We start from the raw sequence: 18764 nt of genomic DNA, 5'->3' as shown, positions 1-18764 counted from the left end.
CAGGTTAAGTCAGAATCATCTTCGTTTCCTGTGACAACCAAGCAAAACCAGAGCGGGATTTGGTGCAAAGTTTTGGCAAAATGTCAACAAAACCTAGAAACCCTCTACCAGGAATTGTTCAAAGCGTTGTATAAATCCAACCGCCAGCTGTACCAAAGGCCATCCGACCAAACAAATTAACGCCGAATTGCGAGTGCTGATATCTAACCCTTGGCGGACTGCTACAATCACAGCCAGCAAACTCCAAACGGCTAGCACCCGCTCAAGTGGTTGTCCGAACAAAGGAATCAGCGTTAAGAAATTCAGCACTTGCGGAGCATAGGCAAAGCCAATCGGAATCATCAAATCCCTATAGGTAACGTGATTTGGTTTTCGCCACTCCCCAATCTTCCAAATGGTAAGCGTCCAGAAATAGTAGCCTCCCACAATGCTCATCCCATCAATCAGAAGCGCCAGCAGCATTACGGGCAGCGTTGCCAGGTTAATTAATAAAATAACAGCACTACCCAAAGCATGGGACAGTGCTGCTAAAATCACAATAGTTTGGGCAATTCGATAGGTTTTAGGCGTATTTCGAGCATTTTCATAAAAATTTCCATCTAAAGCAAGTGCATTCCAAAGGGTCGTGCCCAAGCTTACTTTTGATTCCTCGCTGCTCACGTTGAATCCTTACTACTCACGATTGATGACAACTTTGGATAGGATACTGCGTCAGGGATGCCCCAGGGAGCCAATCACCAAAAAAATTCACTTCCTGACCGAAATTAATTGACGTTAAGACAGTAACAGTAAGCAACTAGATATTCTTGAATGCTGCGATTGATTTGGCGGATACTTGTATGGCTTCGAGGGGGAACCTTGAAGCTGTTGCTCCTAGCGGTCTTTATACTCATAATCTGGGGTATTACTTCGCCAGTCGGGACTGTAGTATGGTGGCTGGAACAAGGAGCAGAAACTTTAGGTTTGAAGAAAAACCAAAGCTCGATCTTGCCACCCAACAATGACTCAAATCCTGATGCCAAATCCTCCCCAATCAATTGTTACATTGTGTTTTTGACAGGAGTAGGAGATTTTTCTGCCAATGAATTAACACCGGGGGAAGAAGTCTTTTTAGACCGGATTGTTGAGAGTCATCCTAACTGCGTAGCTGTAGGAGATGTTTTCCCATACTCAGCGGAGAACAAGGGTCTAGGAGGACAGCGGTTATTAAGTCCCGTATGGCACTTTGCGAATCGAAATGGTGGGATGGGAATCGCCAGCGTGTTGATCAAAATCCGCAATCTCTGGCGATTTGCGATTTCCGCCGATCCTCGCTATGGCTCTATTTATAATCAGGGGATTGCCAATGCCATCATCGAGCGAATGAATGGTGGGAAGCCGATTTCCCGCACAGAGAGTAAACCGCTTGACATCATTCTCGTTGGAACGAGTGGTGGTGTACAAGTTGCCTTGGGTGCGGCTCCCTATCTGAACCAATGGCTACATCCAAAAATCACTATCGTCTCTGTGGGTGGGGTCTTTAATGGGAGGTCGGGCTTTCAGGCGGCTCGTTTCTATCACCTGCGAGGTCGTCGAGACTGGGTTGAGGATCTCGGCGGTATTGTCTTCCCCTCTCGGTGGCTGTGGAACGTGAGTTCCCAATTTAATCAAGCTCGTTTGCAAGGACGTTATTCAGCCCGGAGCAGCGGCTCCCACGCTCACGATGGCCCTGAAGGTTATTTTGGTCTAGAAGTTGCTAAGCCGGAGGACATGACTTATGTAGAGTTAACCCTCCAAGAGGTGAATAAACTTCCTATTTGGTCGCTAGAGAAGCCAGCAAAGTAGTCATTGCGAATCGGGAATGGCTATCCAATTAGCCATTCCCGATTCACAAATATCACTTCCAATCTTCCCAATTCTGGTTGAAAATTGAGGTGTCTGGAAAGACAGTCGGATTGTTATTCTTATCCAATCGACGTTTCAGCGCTTCTAGTTGTGGTTCGGCGCGTGGCAGTTCATCCACTAGCTGATAAGGCGCGATCGCATTTTCTAAGGCAAAAGCGGCTGTTGTTCCAGCAGCAGCCCCCGCCGACCATTCAAAGGAATGCACTCGATAGGCAGCGGCGGCAATATGACTGGTCGCAATACTTTTCCCTGCCACGAGCATATTGTTGATTTTTTGGGGAATCATCGCTCTGAGAGGGATTTGGAACGGATAAGCTTGACCTGCACCCCGTCGTTCACCTTCCCGTTCGGTGTTTCCTGGAGCTTCTGCGGGGCTTTGGGTCATGCAAGGATGGAAGTCGATGGCATAGTGACCAATGCCTACAGCGTCGGGATAGATGGTGGAACGAGTGCGCCGCATGACTTGTTCCGGCGGCTTGGTGCCGCTCAGTACAGACGCTACTTCCAGTCCTGCAAGCGATGCCTGTAGTCTCCGATAGGTATCTGGTGACAATGTTTGACGGTAGTAGTCGTCTTTGTAGTTACGGCGAGAAATATCAATTTCCCAAATGCTAAAACCTTGAGGATAAGCCAAGGTGGGGCGTCCAATAATTCGCCGTCCTTCCCGCATATAAGGATACTTAGATAACCCATGCACCGTTCCCATTGGGGAATCTAACCCACTCAGGTAACGGTTATTGGGTTTCGCCTGCTTAACTCCTGGGCCAAGTTGAGAGTCGGTGGTTCCAGCAACCAGCCAGTGAAAATATCCCAGCGCGTTTTCCTCGCCTTTGCGGAGGGTTTCGGTTCGCAATCCTCCCATCCATTCTCCAGGCTGTAGCTGTCCAGCGGCTTGCAACTGGTCGCGAGTGTAAACTAAGTTATCTTCGGCGTTTCCGGGGCGGTAGTCGTTGCCCCAAGTCCAGTTCTGCATGGAGATGTCGCCGGGAGTGGGTCCCGTATAGGAGAGACCCCCGAATTTGGTCGTTTCTCCAGCTTTAGGACTCCAAATCCGCCGGTAGGTGAAGACTAGCCCAAAGTCCGCCAGTCGCTTTAATTCATAGCTGTAGTAGGGTTCATATTGAGAATAGAACGGTGGCGGGGTATGGGTTTGTGGTTGTTGGGTTGCCTCCATTGCAAAGGTGTAGGTAAAGCCTTGGGTGCAATAGCGATCGCCCGTTTCACTTGAAGAAGAAGGTTCCAGGTAAGAACGGGGGTCGATACCTAGCCGGTAGGGAACGTCAGCCAGGGCAATCAGTTCGCCGGTTTCTGAGGCGTCAACCACGTACCAATTTGGGGCTGCGGGTGCTGGCTTTTTCGCTGGCTGGGGTACAAAACGGACAATGGTTTTTTCAAACTGAGGCGAGTTCTCGTAGCGATAAGAATCCTCAATCGTTTGCGATAGCGGCAGCGTGTTGAGAGGAGATGCGCCTTTAGCTGGGCGATGCTGGATAGCGATCGCACCTTGAATCAAATTGCCCGCTTGGTCGATATTCAGTTCTTTGATTACCGTCGAGGGAAACCATTTCAGCTTGCCTCTGCCTCTTTTGGCAGCATCTTGCAATTGGTCGTACAGCAGTTTGTGAGCATCGCGGGGAAGAAAGCAGGATTCACTAACCCAACAATCGCCAGGATTGAGTTCTCCATATTTGCGATTGATTCGCTGTCGCAAGTCCAGGTAGCCGCGAGAATATAACAGCTTTTGCCGTTGGGTAGGGCGTTCATCCAGTGCGGAAGTTCCCTGTGCGGAAATTTGTCCTCCTACCCAGTCGGTAATTTCCGTGAGGCAAACGGTTCGCCCCGCCAATAAGCCTTCGTAGGCAGTCGCCGCACCGGAGAGTCCCCCTCCAACGACCAAGATTTCACACTCCACTGTTTGATCTGGGTTTCTAGGGGGTGCTGCCAAAGCAATTGGAGTGAATGATTCTAGCAATGTTAAGCCTAGAGTCAGGCTAAGGAGCGATCGCTTCATGTTTAGACGTTTCAGCTTCTACGTATATCTAGCTAGCTCTCCGACGCTACCACTCTCAAATTGTTCATTGCAAGCTTTTCTGGCGGCAGTCAGAACAAGCGATCGCTCTAGCCTATCCCGAAAAGGCGATAAATATTCCTCTACTCGAATCCCCCTGTTGAATTAGATGGCGATTCAAGTCAGCATCTGCACTTTTCTATAGCTAGCAGTGCAGCTAATTCCCGCTATTGGTAGTGCTTCGGATTTTGATTGCAGTAGCGCTGCGAATAAATCCTAATTTCCTAAGGACTCGCTGAATAAGCCTCTACCTAATGAGATGTTTTTAGTTCTGAAAATCCCTTACTTTAGCCTAGTTTTTAATTTCATTATCCTGTATAAAACCGAACAAAAATAGATTGCATTCATTTTTATTCTAAAAAACAAATATCGATCGAGATTTAGTTGCAATTTAGAGCAAGCTAGAGATCGCATCTGATAGACACGGCGCTGTAATATGTTTTTTGGAATTTCCAGTGAAGCTACAAAGTAATCTTTAGCAGCAAGTAGGGTTTTAAAGAAGGAATTGATACGATTAGCTCTCTCGGTAAGCAAACATATCTAAAGAGAGAGGTAGTTGAAGAAAGATTAAGCAGTATTAGTAGATGTATACCTGCTCAGATGTAAATGATCGCTGAGTTGAGAAAAAAAATTTAGTGCATCAAGACTTTCCTGAATTTGTTAGCTCTTTTTTGGCTAACGAACCTACGGTCAGCCCTAGCAAACAAAAGCATTTCCTGGAGATTTAACCATGATGAAACGAACAACAGCAACTGCTGCCCTTGTAGCAGTTGGATTATTTACGTCTCTGGGCTTCTCAGCCGTAGCTCAGACCACCCGCCCCGTAACGCCATCAACCCGACCGGCAACGCCGTCAAACCGACAGGCAACGCCATCACGCAACAGCCAGTTGACTGCCCTAGATAGGCAGTTTATTATGGACGCCGCCCACGGGGGAATGGCAGAAGTACAACTTGGGCAACTGGCGTTAGAAAAGTCAACCGACCCGAATGTAAAGCAGTTCGCGCAGCAGATGATTCAGGAGCATACACGGGCGAACCAAGAGCTGATGCAGTTAGCGGCTCAGAAGGGAGTCACGCCTCCAACCACTCCGGGGCCAAAGTATGAAGCGGCAATGATGCGGCTTCAGCAGTTGTCTGGAAAGAGCTTCGACCAAGCCTATATGATGGAGGGCGGGCTGAACGGTCACTTGGAAAGTGCCGCAGTGTACCAGCGTCAAGTTGGACTGGGACAAGATCCCGATCTAAAAGCATTTGCTAACAAAATCTTGCCAAGGGTGCAGGGTCATTTAGAAATGGCTGCGTCGATGACAGGTGCCAGGGTGGCTGAGACAGACAATGCGATGCCTGGAATGCCTGGAATGTCTGGGATGCAGATGAACCGAGGGACGCAGATGAACCGAGGGACGCAGATGAACCGGGGGATGCAGATGAACCAGGGGACGCAGACAACCCCGAATATGCAGATGAACCGGGGAATGCAGACAACTCCTGGGACACAGATGACTCCTGGAACACAGACGACCCCAATGCAGATGAACCGTGGGACGCAGATGAACCAGTAACATTGAACCAGTAACATCGGGCAATACTATAGAGCGATCGCATTTTCCTACGGGAGAGTGCGATCGCTCTTGTTTGTAGAGACGCGATTCATCGCGTCTCTACAAACAAGGTTATTTAATCTACCATCCCAAGATGGTTTTAACGGAGGGAGCGATCGCTATTCTTTATGACTACACTAAGCGAAAAATAAACGGGTAGCGGTAGGGTTGCCATCATCTTCCACGCTGATTATCTCGCCAGAAGATAGTGAAGAACCAAGCGATCGCTCCCAACACCAACAAAACGGGTGTTAACCAATCGCCCCAACGCACATATAAAGTCTGTGTTTGTCGTCGATAAATTGTGGCTACGTGTAGCTGGTAAGTATTCATTTTAGATATCCACAAGGTTCTCCCGTGAGGATCTATCACGCCAGAAAATCCAGTATTCGTAGCGCGGACAGCCCAGCGATCGCTTTCGATTGCCCGCATCAAATCTTGAGCGTGATGCTGAGCCATCATTGAAGAGGTGTAATGGGCATCATTAGACGCTGTGAGGATAAATTCCCCACCCGCAGCCGCCTGACGCCGGAACAGTTCAGGAAAGGCGGAATCATAGCAAATACCCACAATGGCGCGTCCAAAGGGTGTATCAAATATTTGATTTGTTTTGCCAGGAATTAAGTGAGCATCGAGAGGAGAAAGTTTATCAATTAGTTTCCCTAAAACTTTTTCAAAGGGAATAAATTCCCCTAAAGGCACTAACTTGGTTTTGTCGTAGCGACTAAAAGTTTCACCAGTACCCGTAATCGTATAAAGACTATTTGTATAATCATTTCCCTCTTCCCCAAAGGTTCCTACCCAAGCAACTACACCTTTATCCAAAATTGCTTGTAAGAAAGAATCTCGAATCCAACTGGGTTGCGTCCATTGGACGGGTAATGCTGTTTCTGGTATTAAAACAGCATCAACTCCCTCGTCCGCTAAAGTTTTGTAGCCGCTGGTATAGCCTTCGATTGCACGACGCCAGCCAATCGGATCGAATTTGAGTTTATTGGGAATATTTCCTTGAATAATTCCTACTTTTAATGCAGTTTGGGGAGGTTGAATCAAGGGACGGCTATACAGCCCAAATCCGATTAGATGTAACGCTACTAATAACCCAGCCGCAATGCTTAAATAACCTGGATGAAGAACGAACCGCCCTAGCGAAGCCATGCGCGTTAGCGCTTTAGGCGCAGAGGACGCAGAGGAAGGAGTGGAAAAATCTGTTTCTTCTCTATGTCTTATGTGTTGTTTGCGGTTAATCCATGCTTCGGCAATTAAGCCATTAACGGCTACAATTGCTGCGGTTACTGTGTTCGGGCCAGAGATTTTACCAAGGTGCAAAATAGCTAGATTGTGAGGACTTTGGGTATAAGAAAGGGAAGTCCACCATAGCGATCCAGAACCCCAAAGACTTTCAAGTCCGCACCACAAAGCAACGCCAATCAAAAGACGAAGAAAGGATGAAGATGTTTTGCTTTCTGGCTTGCAGAGGAAAGCCATACCAGTTGCCCAAATTGCAACTAATCCGGCTCCCCAAAGGGTGATGAAAGTCCAACAAAAGAATGCGATCGCTAAACTTGCCAGCCAGGGAACCCCCAACCATGTCATCGGGTGAATCCCGGTAATCCAAGATAAAGCAACGCCGTGATAGCCAATCCCCCACGCCAAACCAATTAAAAAGGGAGAATTAAAACTAAAAAATGAAGAAGTTTCTCCTCCTTTTTTAAGCTTCAATTCTCCCTTTTTAACGATTAAAATCCACAGAGGGGCTAAGGCAATCCAAGCTAGGGGCCATGCTTGGATAGGAGCTGTTGTCACCCCCATCAAGATGCCACCTACCAGAGAAATTAAAAATGCAGAATTAAAAATTAAAAAAGGTAGTTTCTTCATTTTTAATTTTGCATTTTTAATTTTTAATTCTCTACTTCTTCCTCATCATCAGTCGAGTCAGTCGAGTCAGTCGAGGGGGGTACTAATGCAACAGCAGCGATCGCATCATCTTCATCCAGGCGTTGCACCCGGACTCCAGTTGCCATCCGGGATTGCAGGGAAATCGCATCGGTTGCTTGACGGATGATAATGCCTCGGTTCGTCACCATCATTAGCTCATCGCCTTCATTGATCACCCGCAATGCAGCGAGTCGATCCTTCGGCTTCCGAAACTTTGTGGCGACTAACCCCATCCCGGCGCGATTTTGCAGGCGGAATTGGGAAACCGGGATTCGCTTACCGTATCCACCCATTGTAATCGCCAACACCCACGGCCCTTGACCATTGGTGATAGGGGCGTCTTCACTGGTTGCTTCCAATGCTTCCGCTGCTTCCGACTCCTCACTCTCGACGATCTTCGCAACCACCTGACTTGGCAAGATATCCATGCTGATCAGCTCATCCGCATTGCGGAGAGCCATTGCCCGAACGCCTCGCGTGGCGCGACCGAGGGGACGCAGTTGCTCGTGATTGGTTCTAAAGTGAATTGCCATTCCTTGTCGCGATCCAATGATGATGCTGTCATCGGCTCTCGCTCTTCGCACCCACCGCAACTGGTCGCCTTCTTCCAGGGAAATCGCAATCAAGCCATTTGCCCGAATATTGCCGAAAGCAGACAGTTCTGTCTTTTTGATGTAACCACCCTTGGTCAGCATCACCAGATATTCATCGCTGGTAAACTCTGTAACCGGCACGATGGAGGTGATTTTCTCGTCTCGCGGGATGGGCAGCATTTGCACAATCGGGATACCCCGCGCCGTGCGAGACGAAGCTGGGATTTGGTACGCCTTGAGGCAGTAAACGACACCGCGATCGCTAAAAAATAGAACGCTATCGTGGTCGCAGCAGGTGAGGAAATGCTCAACGCCATCATCCTCTTTCATGCCAGTGCCTTTCTTCCCTCTCGTATTGCGGCTTTGCGCCTCGAAAGTGTTGACTGGCATCCGTTTGATATAACCCTGCTCTGTTAGCAGAATTAAGGCTTTTTCGTTGGCAATTAAATCGGTGTCATCAATCTCACCTTCCGCGTGTTCGATGGTGGTTCGTCGCGGTGTTGCGAAGGTAGTTTTGATTTGCGACACTTCATTTTCAATGATTTCCAGGATGCGACTTTTGTTCGCCAAAATATCCTGCAAATCGGCAATTTGCGCTTGTAACTCTTCGTGTTCTAAGCGAATTTTTTCAGCTTCCAGTGCTGTCAGGCGTCGCAACTGCATCTGCAAAATCGCATCCGCTTGCGACTCAGACAACCCGTAAGTCTCCATCATTTCCGCTTTGGCGGTTGGGGTGTCGGCGGCTCTGCGGATTAGCTCAATCATTGCATCCAGGTGCAACAGGGCAATCAGCAGCCCTTGCAGCATATGGTCTCGCTCTTCTGCTTTCCGCAATTCGTAGCGGGTACGACGGGTGATGCACTCAATCCGGAAATCTAGGAAAACGGTCAGGAATTTCTTGAGACTGAGTAACTGGGGTTCCCCATTTACCAGCGCCAGCATATTCGCCCCAAAGTTTGCTTGGATGGGCGTTTGCTTGTAGAGGTTATTCAGGACAACGCGGGGATAAGCGTCTCGCCGGAGTTCTACGACAATCCGCATTCCATCGCGATCGCTTTCATCCCGAATATCGGCAATTCCCTCTAACCGCTTCTCATTCACCATTTCGGCAATTTTCTCAATCAGCGCCGCCTTATTCGTTTGGTAAGGCAACTGAGTGATAATGATTGCTTCCCGGTCAGGACGCCCCCGATGTTCAATGGTTTCTATTTGGGCAACGCCCCGCATTGTAATCGAGCCGCGCCCAGTCGTATAGGCTTCCTTAATCCCAGAAACTCCCAGAATTTGTCCGCCTGTCGGAAAGTCTGGGCCAGGAATATACTGCATCAACTCCAGGTCAGTAATTTCTGGATTGTGGATCAAGGCGATCAATCCAGAGATTAACTCTCCCAGATTGTGCGGGGGAATGTTCGTTGCCATTCCCACGGCAATCCCGGAAGAACCATTGAGCAACATCTGGGGAATGCGTGCGGGTAATACCAGCGGTTCTTGCTGGGAACCATCGAAGTTATCCCCAAAATCTACTGTTTCCGCTTCAATATCCTGGAGGAGGGCAACCCCTGTGAGGGCTTGCAAGCGGCATTCGGTGTATCGCATTGCCGCTGGTGGATCGTTGTCCACCGAGCCGAAGTTGCCGTGTCCGTTAATCAGCGGGTCGCGCATGGAAAAATCCTGCGCCATCCGCACTAGGGCGTCGTATACCGCTGTATCACCGTGAGGATGGTATTTACCCAGCACTTCCCCCACCACACGGGCACATTTGCGGAAAGGTCGATCGTGGGTAAGACCCAGCTCATTCATGGCGTAGAGAATCCGCCGGTGTACAGGTTTCAGACCATCCCTAGCGTCTGGGAGTGCCCTACCAACAATTACGCTCATCGCGTATTCCAGGTAAGACCGGGACATCTCGCTCCCTAAATCCGTGGGGATAATCCGCTCCGGGGAAGTGGTCATACTGTGAAAAAGCTCCAAAAGTATAGAAAAATGGCAGATAATATGCAAAGGCTTGCAATAACTTCCGCCTTAATTCCAAATAATGACAAATTCTATTAAAATTTTATCACATTTTGGTCTTTCTGGGTCGTTAGTTCCGGCTTAATTCCTAATGATTAATGGCGAATCGTTTGTGGCTAGTAATGCGTTTTGCTATTCGCCCCAAACCATCCAGAATTAATAATCTTTTAACTGACTTTGGTTACTCAGCGATCGCTTCTTGCTGCGTTTTGAGTTGAGCCGTAATCAGAGGTGCTTTGGGAGCCAGAAAAAAGCCAATCAAACTGGCAAACAAGACAGGCGTTAACGGACTGATGTTCGTTAGTTTCGTCAACAGTAAAGTTGTACTTACGGGCGTCCGCGTTACCGATGCATTGAAAGCCGCCATGACGCAAATCATGGCAAGGGCAGGATTCAGTCCCGGAATCAATAGGGCGATCGCTTTGCCGATACAAGCACCCGTGAAAAAGATCGGGATGATAAACCCACCCCGCCAACCACCTGTAACCGTAATGGAAATCGCCACCATTTTGGCAATCGCTAGGGTTAACAAGAAAGCGATTGAAAAATCACGCTCGAGGACTTCTGCTAACTCTTCGTGTCCAAAATAACGGGTGAGGGGGAAAAGAGTCGCTAAAATGCCCAATCCTAAACCAGCAAAAGTCGTCCGTACATAAATGGGACCGGGAATTCGAGCTAAAAGGCGATCGCATCCTCGAAAAATGCTCATGAACAGCCATCCGGCTATGGCTCCAATCACTCCGTACAGGATCGCCATCGCAAAATCATCAATGTTGTCGAGAGTGTACTGGGGAAAATGCCAAGTTGGGGCAATCCCTAGTTTGGTAATTGCCGCAAAAACTAGATAACTCGCGCAACTCGCCACAATTGCTGGCAGAATTGCTTCGTAATACTCCAAAACGTGTTGATGATGCAAAATCTCTAAGGCGAACATGGCACCGCCCAGAGGTGCGCCAAATAAAGCAGTGAAGCCCGCCGCCATCGCCGCTAAACTCATCGATCGCAGGTCTTCCCCCTGCAAATTCAAGCGGTCAGCGACCCAAGTTCCCAAGGAGCCAGTGACTTGTACCAGCGGTGCTTCTGGGCCAGCACTGCCCCCAGCCGAGATGCTCAATAGGGACGCCAGAATCATCGAGGGATTTTTGGTCGCATCCAGGCGTCCGCCGCGAAAGTGGATATTATCAACAAGTACGGCAATTTCACCGGGATTCCCTAGAAAATAAATCACCAAGCCGATTAGCAACCCGGCAAGTGGCATCACCAGCAGTAGAGTCGGCCCTTCAACCCGGTTAAGGATGTGAATCAAGAACTCCAGAACGTTCCAGTACAACCCAGCGAATAAGCCACAAGCAGTACCGAGAACCGTCCAGCGTAAGACCCAGCGTGAAATCATCAGAGGATTTCGCTTTGCCAAGCCAAAAAGTTGAGGAAATCTCCAGCGTTGAGTGCGATCGGGGGGGTTGGGCTTTTTTGGTGACACTGCTATTTCCTCGCTATTGCAGGTAAAAGAGTTTTCTCCTCCGCCCAGACTCCGCAATCGGGCGTAAAAGTTATACTTTTTTATTCATAAATTGAATCATAAGATACAAAATTTTGAGGTTAGTTATGAACAACTTATCTACGCGATAAGTTTCTGTTGGATGATCCAGGAGAAGCGAGAGAGGACGGATAAGGCAGACGGCATTTTAAAATTTAAGCCTCAAGACAGTGTATGTCTCCCCACGGAGGAGTTTAAGCTGAGTCACGGACAGTTAAACCTATTTGGGTAAATATATATGAGCGCTGAACAAGTTTCTCAAGATGAAGAGATGAACGAACAAGAAGAAGCACTAGACCCAGAAGTGAAAGAAGCGATCGCTAAGATCAAACAGCCTCCGTCAATCAACGAAACTCTGTTGAATGTAGAGCCAGGTGAACTGAAGAATAACCCGGCGGTGGCACCTCAAATGTACAACGAAGGTGAAGATTTGAGGGATGATTTGAAACGGGATTAAGCAAGGTGCAGATAATGCCAGAAAGCATTGATGCTGCCTATGATTGATCCTGGTGTTGCCAACCTTTCTCGGACTATGCTGCCTGTAATCTACTCAGATGAGTTTCTCGATCACGACACGGGTCGATCCCACCCAGAACGACCCGCACGCCTGACGGCAATTGTGAACGCTTTAAAAGCTGCGCCTTGGGCAGCTCAAATTGAATGGCAGCTGCCAACGCCAGTAGAGAACCGTGCGATCGCGCCGATTTTACAACAAGTCCACACTCAACAACACATTGAGAAAGTCCGGCAGATTGCCCAGAATGGTGGCGGATATTTGGATGGTGGCGATACCCTCGTTTCCCCTCGGAGTTACGATGTGGCAATGCTTGCAGCCAGCGCGTGGCTGGATGGGGTAGATCGCGTCCTCGCTACCAATAACCCAGCTTTTGTGCTGGCACGTCCCCCCGGACACCATGCAGAACGCAATTATGGCATGGGGTTTTGTTTATTTTCCAATGCAGCGATCGCAGCCTACTACGCCCTCGAACAACCCAGCATCAATCGCGTTGCTATCCTCGACTGGGATGTTCATCACGGCAACGGCACGCAAAATATTGTAGAAACCCACCCCCAAATTGCCTACTGTTCCTTGCACCAATCTCCTTGCTATCCCGGCACCGGACAAGCTTCCGAACGCGGTATCCACAACAATGTGCTGAATTTCCCCATGTTTCCTGGCAGCACAATCACTGAATACCAACCGCTTTTTGAGCAGAAGATTGTACCCTTTTTAACCAATTTTCAGCCAGATTTGCTGATAGTCAGTGCTGGTTATGACGCGAATGCAGATGACCCATTAGCTAGTATTAACCTGCAACCGCAAGATTATGGGTTATTTACCGATTATTGTCTGCAAGTAACTCGTCGCATTGTTTTTGGTCTTGAGGGCGGTTATGACCTCTTATCATTAGCGAAATCTGTTCTATCGACGATTGAGCGATGTTTAGTATAGGCTTTTGGCGCTCAGTTTTTGCCGCTTAAAATAGGACGCAGGACTGAAGGGTGAGGACTGAGTAACTAATCGTTTAAAGCACCATTATTTAGCGATCAAGAAAAAAGAGTTGTTTCTATTCTGGCGCAGCCCAAAGAAATTCTCGTGTGATTATTTCCAGTCTCAATGGCGTTAAGGAAATATACTTAGTCCTTGCTTTGCACTGCAACGCTTAACATCACTTTTATCTGAGTCAGTCAAGCGTTGCGCTAGCTCCACACTCTTTAACTCTTTCCACTCCAAGCAATCGGAGGACTGGGATAGGATGCCGAGTAAGAAGCACTAGGGCGAGTTTTCGTTTCTTCGTCTAGGACTTTCACAACTTTGTTGTAAATTTCTTCTGCCTGTTGCAGAGAATCACCAATGCTGGTTAATCCCAGCTTGCCGAACTCGGAAAGACAACCCATGAGATGGAAAACGGTGCCGGTTTCTGTACTGGTATCAAAGTGCAGCCGTTGGTGGGCAATAATATCCATCAAATCATTCGGCAACAGCCCTACATAACGTTCTTTTTGGAGGTTGTCGGTAGCAACATAGTATTTTGGGCGACCTTGTTGGCTATAGAACAAACCCGTGGAACTGTCATAGCGACCGTTGGTTAAAAACTTGAGGGTCATAAACGGGTGAGTCGTCCCGCCTTTCCGCAGATTGATTTCAATCGCTTGGATATCCCACTGTTCCCCAGATTTTTCGGGGTGATGGCAGGCAATAAAGTCCACCCCAAAGCGTTCTAAAGCTCCTTTTTTTGCCAAATTTCGCCCCACACGCAATCCTAAATCCTGCAAGCGCAGGCGGTAAGCTTCATCGGCGGGGAAGTTGCAACCGAGATAAATCTGACCATCTGGGCCACCCAGAATTTGGTCGTGCGTGGAGAGAATTTCTACCTCTCCATTGGGGTCAATGCGACCTTGAACGCTAGGCGATCGCTTATGCTCTCCTTCAATAAAAGCTTCTACAATTGCCCCTAACTCTGGGATACGGCTGGAAAAATTTTCCCAAGTTTCTGCCTTGGCTTGAAAGCTCAAGGAAGAAAAGCGATCGCTGATAGCGGCAACCCTTTCGGTATGGGAGGCTTCTCCGGGTGCTACATTTTTGATCGGTCTGAGATCCAGTAGCGCATTCCCCTCGCCGGAAAATCCTTCATTGAGTTTGACAACCATCCGCTTTAACTGGGGTTGGCGTTCCCATAATTCGGCTGCGGCTACACCCAAGTCTTCTGCATTCCAGACACTGTCGCTGCCATCGGGATGAGGAACCCCACACTCGGCAAAGATTTTCCGGCTGCCGCTTTTGGTGCCCCAGGTGAGTAAATCGGGGTCGAGCGCCAGAAGGGGAATGCCCATCTGTACTGCCAAATCTCGCTCTAGCAAGGTCGAGTTATAGCAAATCATGTAAGATTTTTCGGGGCGCAAGGCTTGCCGCATCCGCTCCATCAAGCGAGGGCGCTCTAAAATCTTCTGAGTCAGAGGTTTGGCTGAGGAATCGTAGGTAGAAAATAGTAACAAGCGATCGCGAGCATGAGAAAACGGAATTCCTGGCAACAGCTGCAAGTAGTAATCAATCACAATTGGCGGTAACGGCTGTGAAGTTACATAAATCAGCCGCGTGCGCGGGTGTCGCAGGCGAATTAAAGAGAAGAGCAGCCGCTCTTCATAATTGAGAAAGCCCTGAATTTTAAGTAGTTCCCGCTGGTCAAGGCTGACCGAAGGAATCACTAAAATATCGTAGTCATCGCTGTCGAACAAATCGACTCCCTGCCAGCGATCGCGCAGTTGGGCTTGAAGCAGTTGAAACTGCTCCGCCTGCTTAGAGGAATTCTCTACACCTTGCATTACCATAGACCTCCGCCTTGCTCCCAACGCTGCCCCTATCAGCGATTTTACCCAGATCAGGGGGAAAATATGGGCTTTGCGACACAAAACTGTAATTCTGCTTGACTGATGGCGCGAGTTGGAAACAAACAAACAGATTCCGCCTCGGCTGTTTCCAAAAAAAAGATACCCTCACTAAACCCGTAGATTTGAGGATAATGAGGGATTTTGATGAAGTTTAAAGTTTAATCCAATCTACTTGGGAACCCCCGCCGTCAGTACCTCATGTCCTGATTCAGTAACTAACACATCATCTTCAATGCGGATACCAATCCCACGCCACCTATCATCAATTGCAGGTTGCCCCTCGGCTGGTTCTACATCCAGTCCAATATATAGACCCGGTTCCACTGTTAGCACATGACCGGGTTGCAAACTCTGCCAAACTTCTTCCCCGTGCTTATAAACACCAGCATCGTGGACATCTAAACCCAGCCAATGTCCGGTGCGGTGCATATAAAAGGGTTTATATTTCTCCTCTTTGATAATTTCTTCAATATCACCCGCCAGAAGTCCCACATCGATTAAACCTTCGACCAAAACACGCACTGCCGTGTCGTGACCTAAGTTGTAGGGATTTCCGGGTTGAACTTGCGCGATCGCCTGTAACTGCGCTTCTAATACAATGTCGTAAAGTATCTTCTGCTCTGTCGTAAACTTGCCCCCGACCGGAAATGTGCGCGTGATGTCGCCGTTGTAGTAGTCGTAGCAACAACCCGCATCAATTAGCAGTAACTCGTTATCCTGCATCTGCCGATTATTCTCAATGTAGTGCAGTACGCAAGCATTCGCGCCAGAGGCAACAATTGAGGGATAAGCTGGCCCCATTCCACCCCGTTTTCGGAAGATGTGTTCTATCTCCGCCTGCACTTCGTACTCGTAACGCCCCGGTTGAGCGAATTCTCGCGCCCAGTTGTGAGCTTCTGCTGAGATGTCAGCCGCACGACGCATCAATTCTATCTCGGCTGGACTCTTCACCAGTCGCATCCCATGAAGCACCGGATTAGTATCTTCAATCGCAATGGGTCCCGTACCCCGCTTGGGATAACCCGCCATCAACCGCTGCCAGTGGGTGAGGATAGTCTCATTAAAAGCGCGATCGCGTCCCAAATGATAATAAATCCGGTCGGCTTTTTCTAAATACTGAGGTAGTTTCTCATTTAGTTCTGCAATCGGGTAAGCTTCATCCGCCCCATAGAATTCTTTTGCCTTTTCCACCCCGACCCGATATCCCGTCCAAACTTCCTTCTCTCGTTCCTTCGGCTGGACAAACAATACAAATCGGTGTTCTGCATGGTGGGGCGCTAAAACTGCCACCGCCTCTGGTTCGTTAAATCCAGTTAAGTAATAAAAATCACTATCTTGCCGAAAAGTGTACTCAACATCGTTGTGCATGACAGCCACTGGGGCACTCCGAAAGATGGCAGTGCCGTTGCCAATTTTCGCCATCAACTGCTCGCGACGCGCTGCGTATTCTGCTTGCATAATCTCAACTACGTATCTTTGTTTTTCTAGGTGGTCGAGTCAATCAAATTGACCAATATATTTTCAAGGTTATACTATGAGAGATTTGGTAACAAATCTTTATAGGGTGTACTCGAATACAACTCAAATTAAAATTTTCTGAATCGTTAGCGATTTTTTCAGGGGATTGGCTGCGCGATCGCTAATGACTGGATTCGACGGAACGATACTCCCGATCGACTCTTGCATCTATTAAATGAGAACAAAAATATTTCAGATAGCAAAAAAACCGCTTCCATCTCGCTTAGCAATTTTACAAACGAATGATAGAGGCAACTATGACTCGCTTCCCCCTTCAAGAACAAGATGAAGTCACAGATTTAAAGGTCAAAACAGTATATAACGAAATTTTGTCTGAATTAGGGTTTGGCATCATTCCCAACATTTTCAAATCAATGGCGATAAATCCCGGTGTGCTGGAAGCGAATTGGAAAAAATTCCGCGCTACCATCCTGCAAGGAGATGTGCCCCGCACCCTGAAGGAAATGGTGGGAGTTGCCATCTCTCAAGCTCACAACAGCCCCTATGCCCTCAACGTTCACTTGCATGGATTATCTGCTCTAGGAATGAGCGAGGAAGTTCTCCGGACATTGGTTTCAGACTTTGCTGCCTGTCCCCTCCCCAAGCGCGAAAAAGCAGTCATTAGTTTTGGCTTACTTGCCGGGACTAAACCCCAGGAACTGACCGCAAAAGATTACCAAAATCTCCGAGAGTTGGGGCTAGATGACTCAGAAATCTTCGAGATTATTGCGACTGCTGACTTATTTACCAGCATAAATCGATACACAGATGCGATCGCTCTCGAAATTGACCAATTGTAAATTGCCAGTTTTCTCGTGAGTCCGTATTTTCTTGAGAATGTCGTTCGTTAAATTTCAGGAAAAACAGAATCATCCCAATAATGGGCAATACCCATGACTCTTTCCCTCCGTTTGATAGTAGCAATGAGCTAGAAAAACAAGCTCGCGAACCACTACTGCTGATAGCCCGCCGTCTGCTTGCGGAAGCCCAAGCTCTTTCCAGCCGCATCGCCGCTGTCAATGAAATTGCGACAGCGATTAACCGTACCCTGGATATAGACGAGATTTTGCGGGTTGTTGGTAAACAAGCTAAATGGCTCTTGGATTTCGAGCATTGTAGTGTCTATATCTGCACCGATACCAGTTCTTGCCGCCTCGTAACCCTATTTGGCGATCCTGTAGAGTTGACTGCCACGATTGTCGCAGAGGACAGCCCTTTAGGTCGTGCAATGAAAACAGGTCAATCGCAACTGATTCGAGAAGGCTCTCCATCTGTTTTTCTGCACTCTTATGCTTCCCAAATATTCGTCCCCCTACAGAGCGATCGCCAAGTCATTGGTACTATCAACTTTGCGACTACCCAAGCCCACGCTTACACACTGGAAGATTTACGCATTAGTTATTTACTAGCCTTGCAAGTATCGGCAGCAATTCGTAACGCCAGTGGCTTCGCCCAATTAAATCAGCTATATGCCCAACTAGAGGCAGAAAAACGCAAATCTGAGCAACTGTTACTGAACGTACTTCCTGTACGTGTAGCCGATGAATTAAAACGCACTGGCAGAGTTAAACCCGTGCATTATGACTCTGCCTCAGTATTGTTTACCGACTTTAAAGATTTCACTCAATTAGCCGAACAACTCACTCCCGAAGATTTAGTCAATGAATTAGATTATTGCTTTTCTTGCTTCGATATGCTTATTGAAACTCACAAATTAGAGAAATTAAAAACAATTGGTGACAGTTATATGTGTGTTGGAGGAATTCCCACTCCTAACCGCACTCATGCAATTGATGCTGTACTAGCCGCCTTACAAATTCAAGCCTTTATGCAATGGCGGCGGCTCGAAAAAATCAAAAATAATCATCCCTATTGGGAAGTCCGCATCGGCATCCACTCAGGACCCTTGCTAGCGGGTGCGATTGGTCATAATAAATTTTCTTATGATGTTTGGGGCGATACGGTTAATACTGCCTCCAGAATGGAATCCTGTGGAGTTTGTGGCAACATTAATATTTCAAAAGCCACGTTTGAGTTAGTGAAAAATTTTTTTGATTGTGAATATCGGGGAAAAGTCAATGCAAAAAATAAGGGTGACATTGATATGTATAGCAACCGCCAAGATAGTTAGGACGTAGAGTAGAGATCACCTGTTGTCCTGAAGTTATTCAAGCTGCTCATGGCAAACCCCTATAGTTATGACCTGCGTCAGAAGGTGAT

Annotated in this window: 13 protein-coding genes; 6 read left to right on the top strand and 7 right to left on the bottom strand. The window is 47.9% G+C overall.

Features of this window, described 5'->3' with window-relative positions:
- Positions 1–93 precede the first annotated feature (93 nt).
- On the bottom strand, positions 94–660 hold the full coding sequence (locus NDA06_RS03400; protein ID WP_190414457.1) for a hypothetical protein: 567 nt from the start codon (positions 658–660) through the stop codon (positions 94–96).
- Positions 661–810: 150 nt separating this feature from the next.
- Here NDA06_RS03400 and NDA06_RS03395 point away from each other — a divergent pair, with 150 nt between their 5' ends.
- Positions 811–1824: a hypothetical protein gene (locus NDA06_RS03395; protein ID WP_190985329.1), complete on the top strand. Its 1014-nt coding sequence runs from the start codon at positions 811–813 to the stop codon at positions 1822–1824.
- A gap of 52 nt (positions 1825–1876) precedes the next feature.
- Here NDA06_RS03395 and NDA06_RS03390 read toward each other — a convergent pair whose 3' ends face one another.
- Complete coding sequence (locus NDA06_RS03390; RefSeq protein WP_190688643.1) at positions 1877–3895, bottom strand: FAD-dependent oxidoreductase; 2019 nt, start codon at positions 3893–3895, stop codon at positions 1877–1879.
- A gap of 787 nt (positions 3896–4682) precedes the next feature.
- Here NDA06_RS03390 and NDA06_RS03385 point away from each other — a divergent pair.
- Positions 4683–5516, top strand: a complete 834-nt coding sequence (locus tag NDA06_RS03385) for a DUF4142 domain-containing protein (RefSeq protein WP_242030467.1) — start codon at positions 4683–4685, stop codon at positions 5514–5516.
- A gap of 213 nt (positions 5517–5729) precedes the next feature.
- Here the strand turns inward: NDA06_RS03385 and lnt are convergent, their stop codons facing one another.
- The 3 genes from lnt to NDA06_RS03370 form a co-directional block, all read right to left on the bottom strand.
- Positions 5730–7433, bottom strand: coding sequence for an apolipoprotein N-acyltransferase (lnt, locus tag NDA06_RS03380; protein WP_190667480.1), 1704 nt, complete (start codon positions 7431–7433; stop codon positions 5730–5732).
- 23 nt (positions 7434–7456) lie between these two features.
- Positions 7457–10039 (bottom strand): DNA gyrase subunit A, encoded by a 2583-nt coding sequence (gene gyrA, locus NDA06_RS03375; RefSeq protein WP_190676376.1) that lies wholly within the window; start codon positions 10037–10039, stop codon positions 7457–7459.
- A 241-nt stretch (positions 10040–10280) separates the two neighbouring features.
- Positions 10281–11579 (bottom strand): chloride channel protein, encoded by a 1299-nt coding sequence (locus NDA06_RS03370; RefSeq protein ID WP_347277017.1) that lies wholly within the window; start codon positions 11577–11579, stop codon positions 10281–10283.
- Positions 11580–11874: 295 nt separating this feature from the next.
- On the opposite strand from NDA06_RS03370, the gene NDA06_RS03365 reads away from it, so the two are divergent.
- Both NDA06_RS03365 and NDA06_RS03360 read left to right on the top strand, forming a co-directional pair.
- Positions 11875–12093, top strand: a complete 219-nt coding sequence (locus NDA06_RS03365; protein ID WP_190526198.1) for a hypothetical protein — start codon at positions 11875–11877, stop codon at positions 12091–12093.
- Positions 12094–12168: 75 nt separating this feature from the next.
- Entirely contained in the window at positions 12169–13089 is a 921-nt protein-coding gene (locus NDA06_RS03360; protein WP_190985355.1) for a histone deacetylase, read from the top strand.
- Positions 13090–13352: 263 nt separating this feature from the next.
- Here NDA06_RS03360 and NDA06_RS03355 read toward each other — a convergent pair whose 3' ends face one another.
- Complete coding sequence (locus NDA06_RS03355) at positions 13353–14960, bottom strand: peptide ligase PGM1-related protein (RefSeq protein ID WP_190667493.1); 1608 nt, start codon at positions 14958–14960, stop codon at positions 13353–13355.
- A 234-nt stretch (positions 14961–15194) separates the two neighbouring features.
- Positions 15195–16484 carry an aminopeptidase P N-terminal domain-containing protein gene (locus tag NDA06_RS03350; RefSeq protein WP_190985328.1) on the bottom strand — a complete coding sequence of 430 codons (1290 nt, stop codon included), beginning with the start codon at positions 16482–16484 and terminating at the stop codon, positions 15195–15197.
- Positions 16485–16801: 317 nt separating this feature from the next.
- Here NDA06_RS03350 and NDA06_RS03345 point away from each other — a divergent pair, with 317 nt between their 5' ends.
- Complete coding sequence (locus tag NDA06_RS03345) at positions 16802–17344, top strand: carboxymuconolactone decarboxylase family protein (protein WP_190688654.1); 543 nt, start codon at positions 16802–16804, stop codon at positions 17342–17344.
- An 80-nt stretch (positions 17345–17424) separates the two neighbouring features.
- On the top strand, positions 17425–18675 hold the full coding sequence (locus NDA06_RS03340; protein WP_190985327.1) for an adenylate/guanylate cyclase domain-containing protein: 1251 nt from the start codon (positions 17425–17427) through the stop codon (positions 18673–18675).
- Positions 18676–18764 lie beyond the last annotated feature (89 nt).

The sequence above is a fragment of the Trichocoleus sp. ST-U1 genome, assembly GCF_039961835.1.
Lineage (GTDB): Bacteria > Cyanobacteriota > Cyanobacteriia > Cyanobacteriales > FACHB-T130 > FACHB-T130.
Note: the sequence above shows the minus strand (reverse complement) of the source record. Positions and strands in the feature narration are given on the sequence as shown.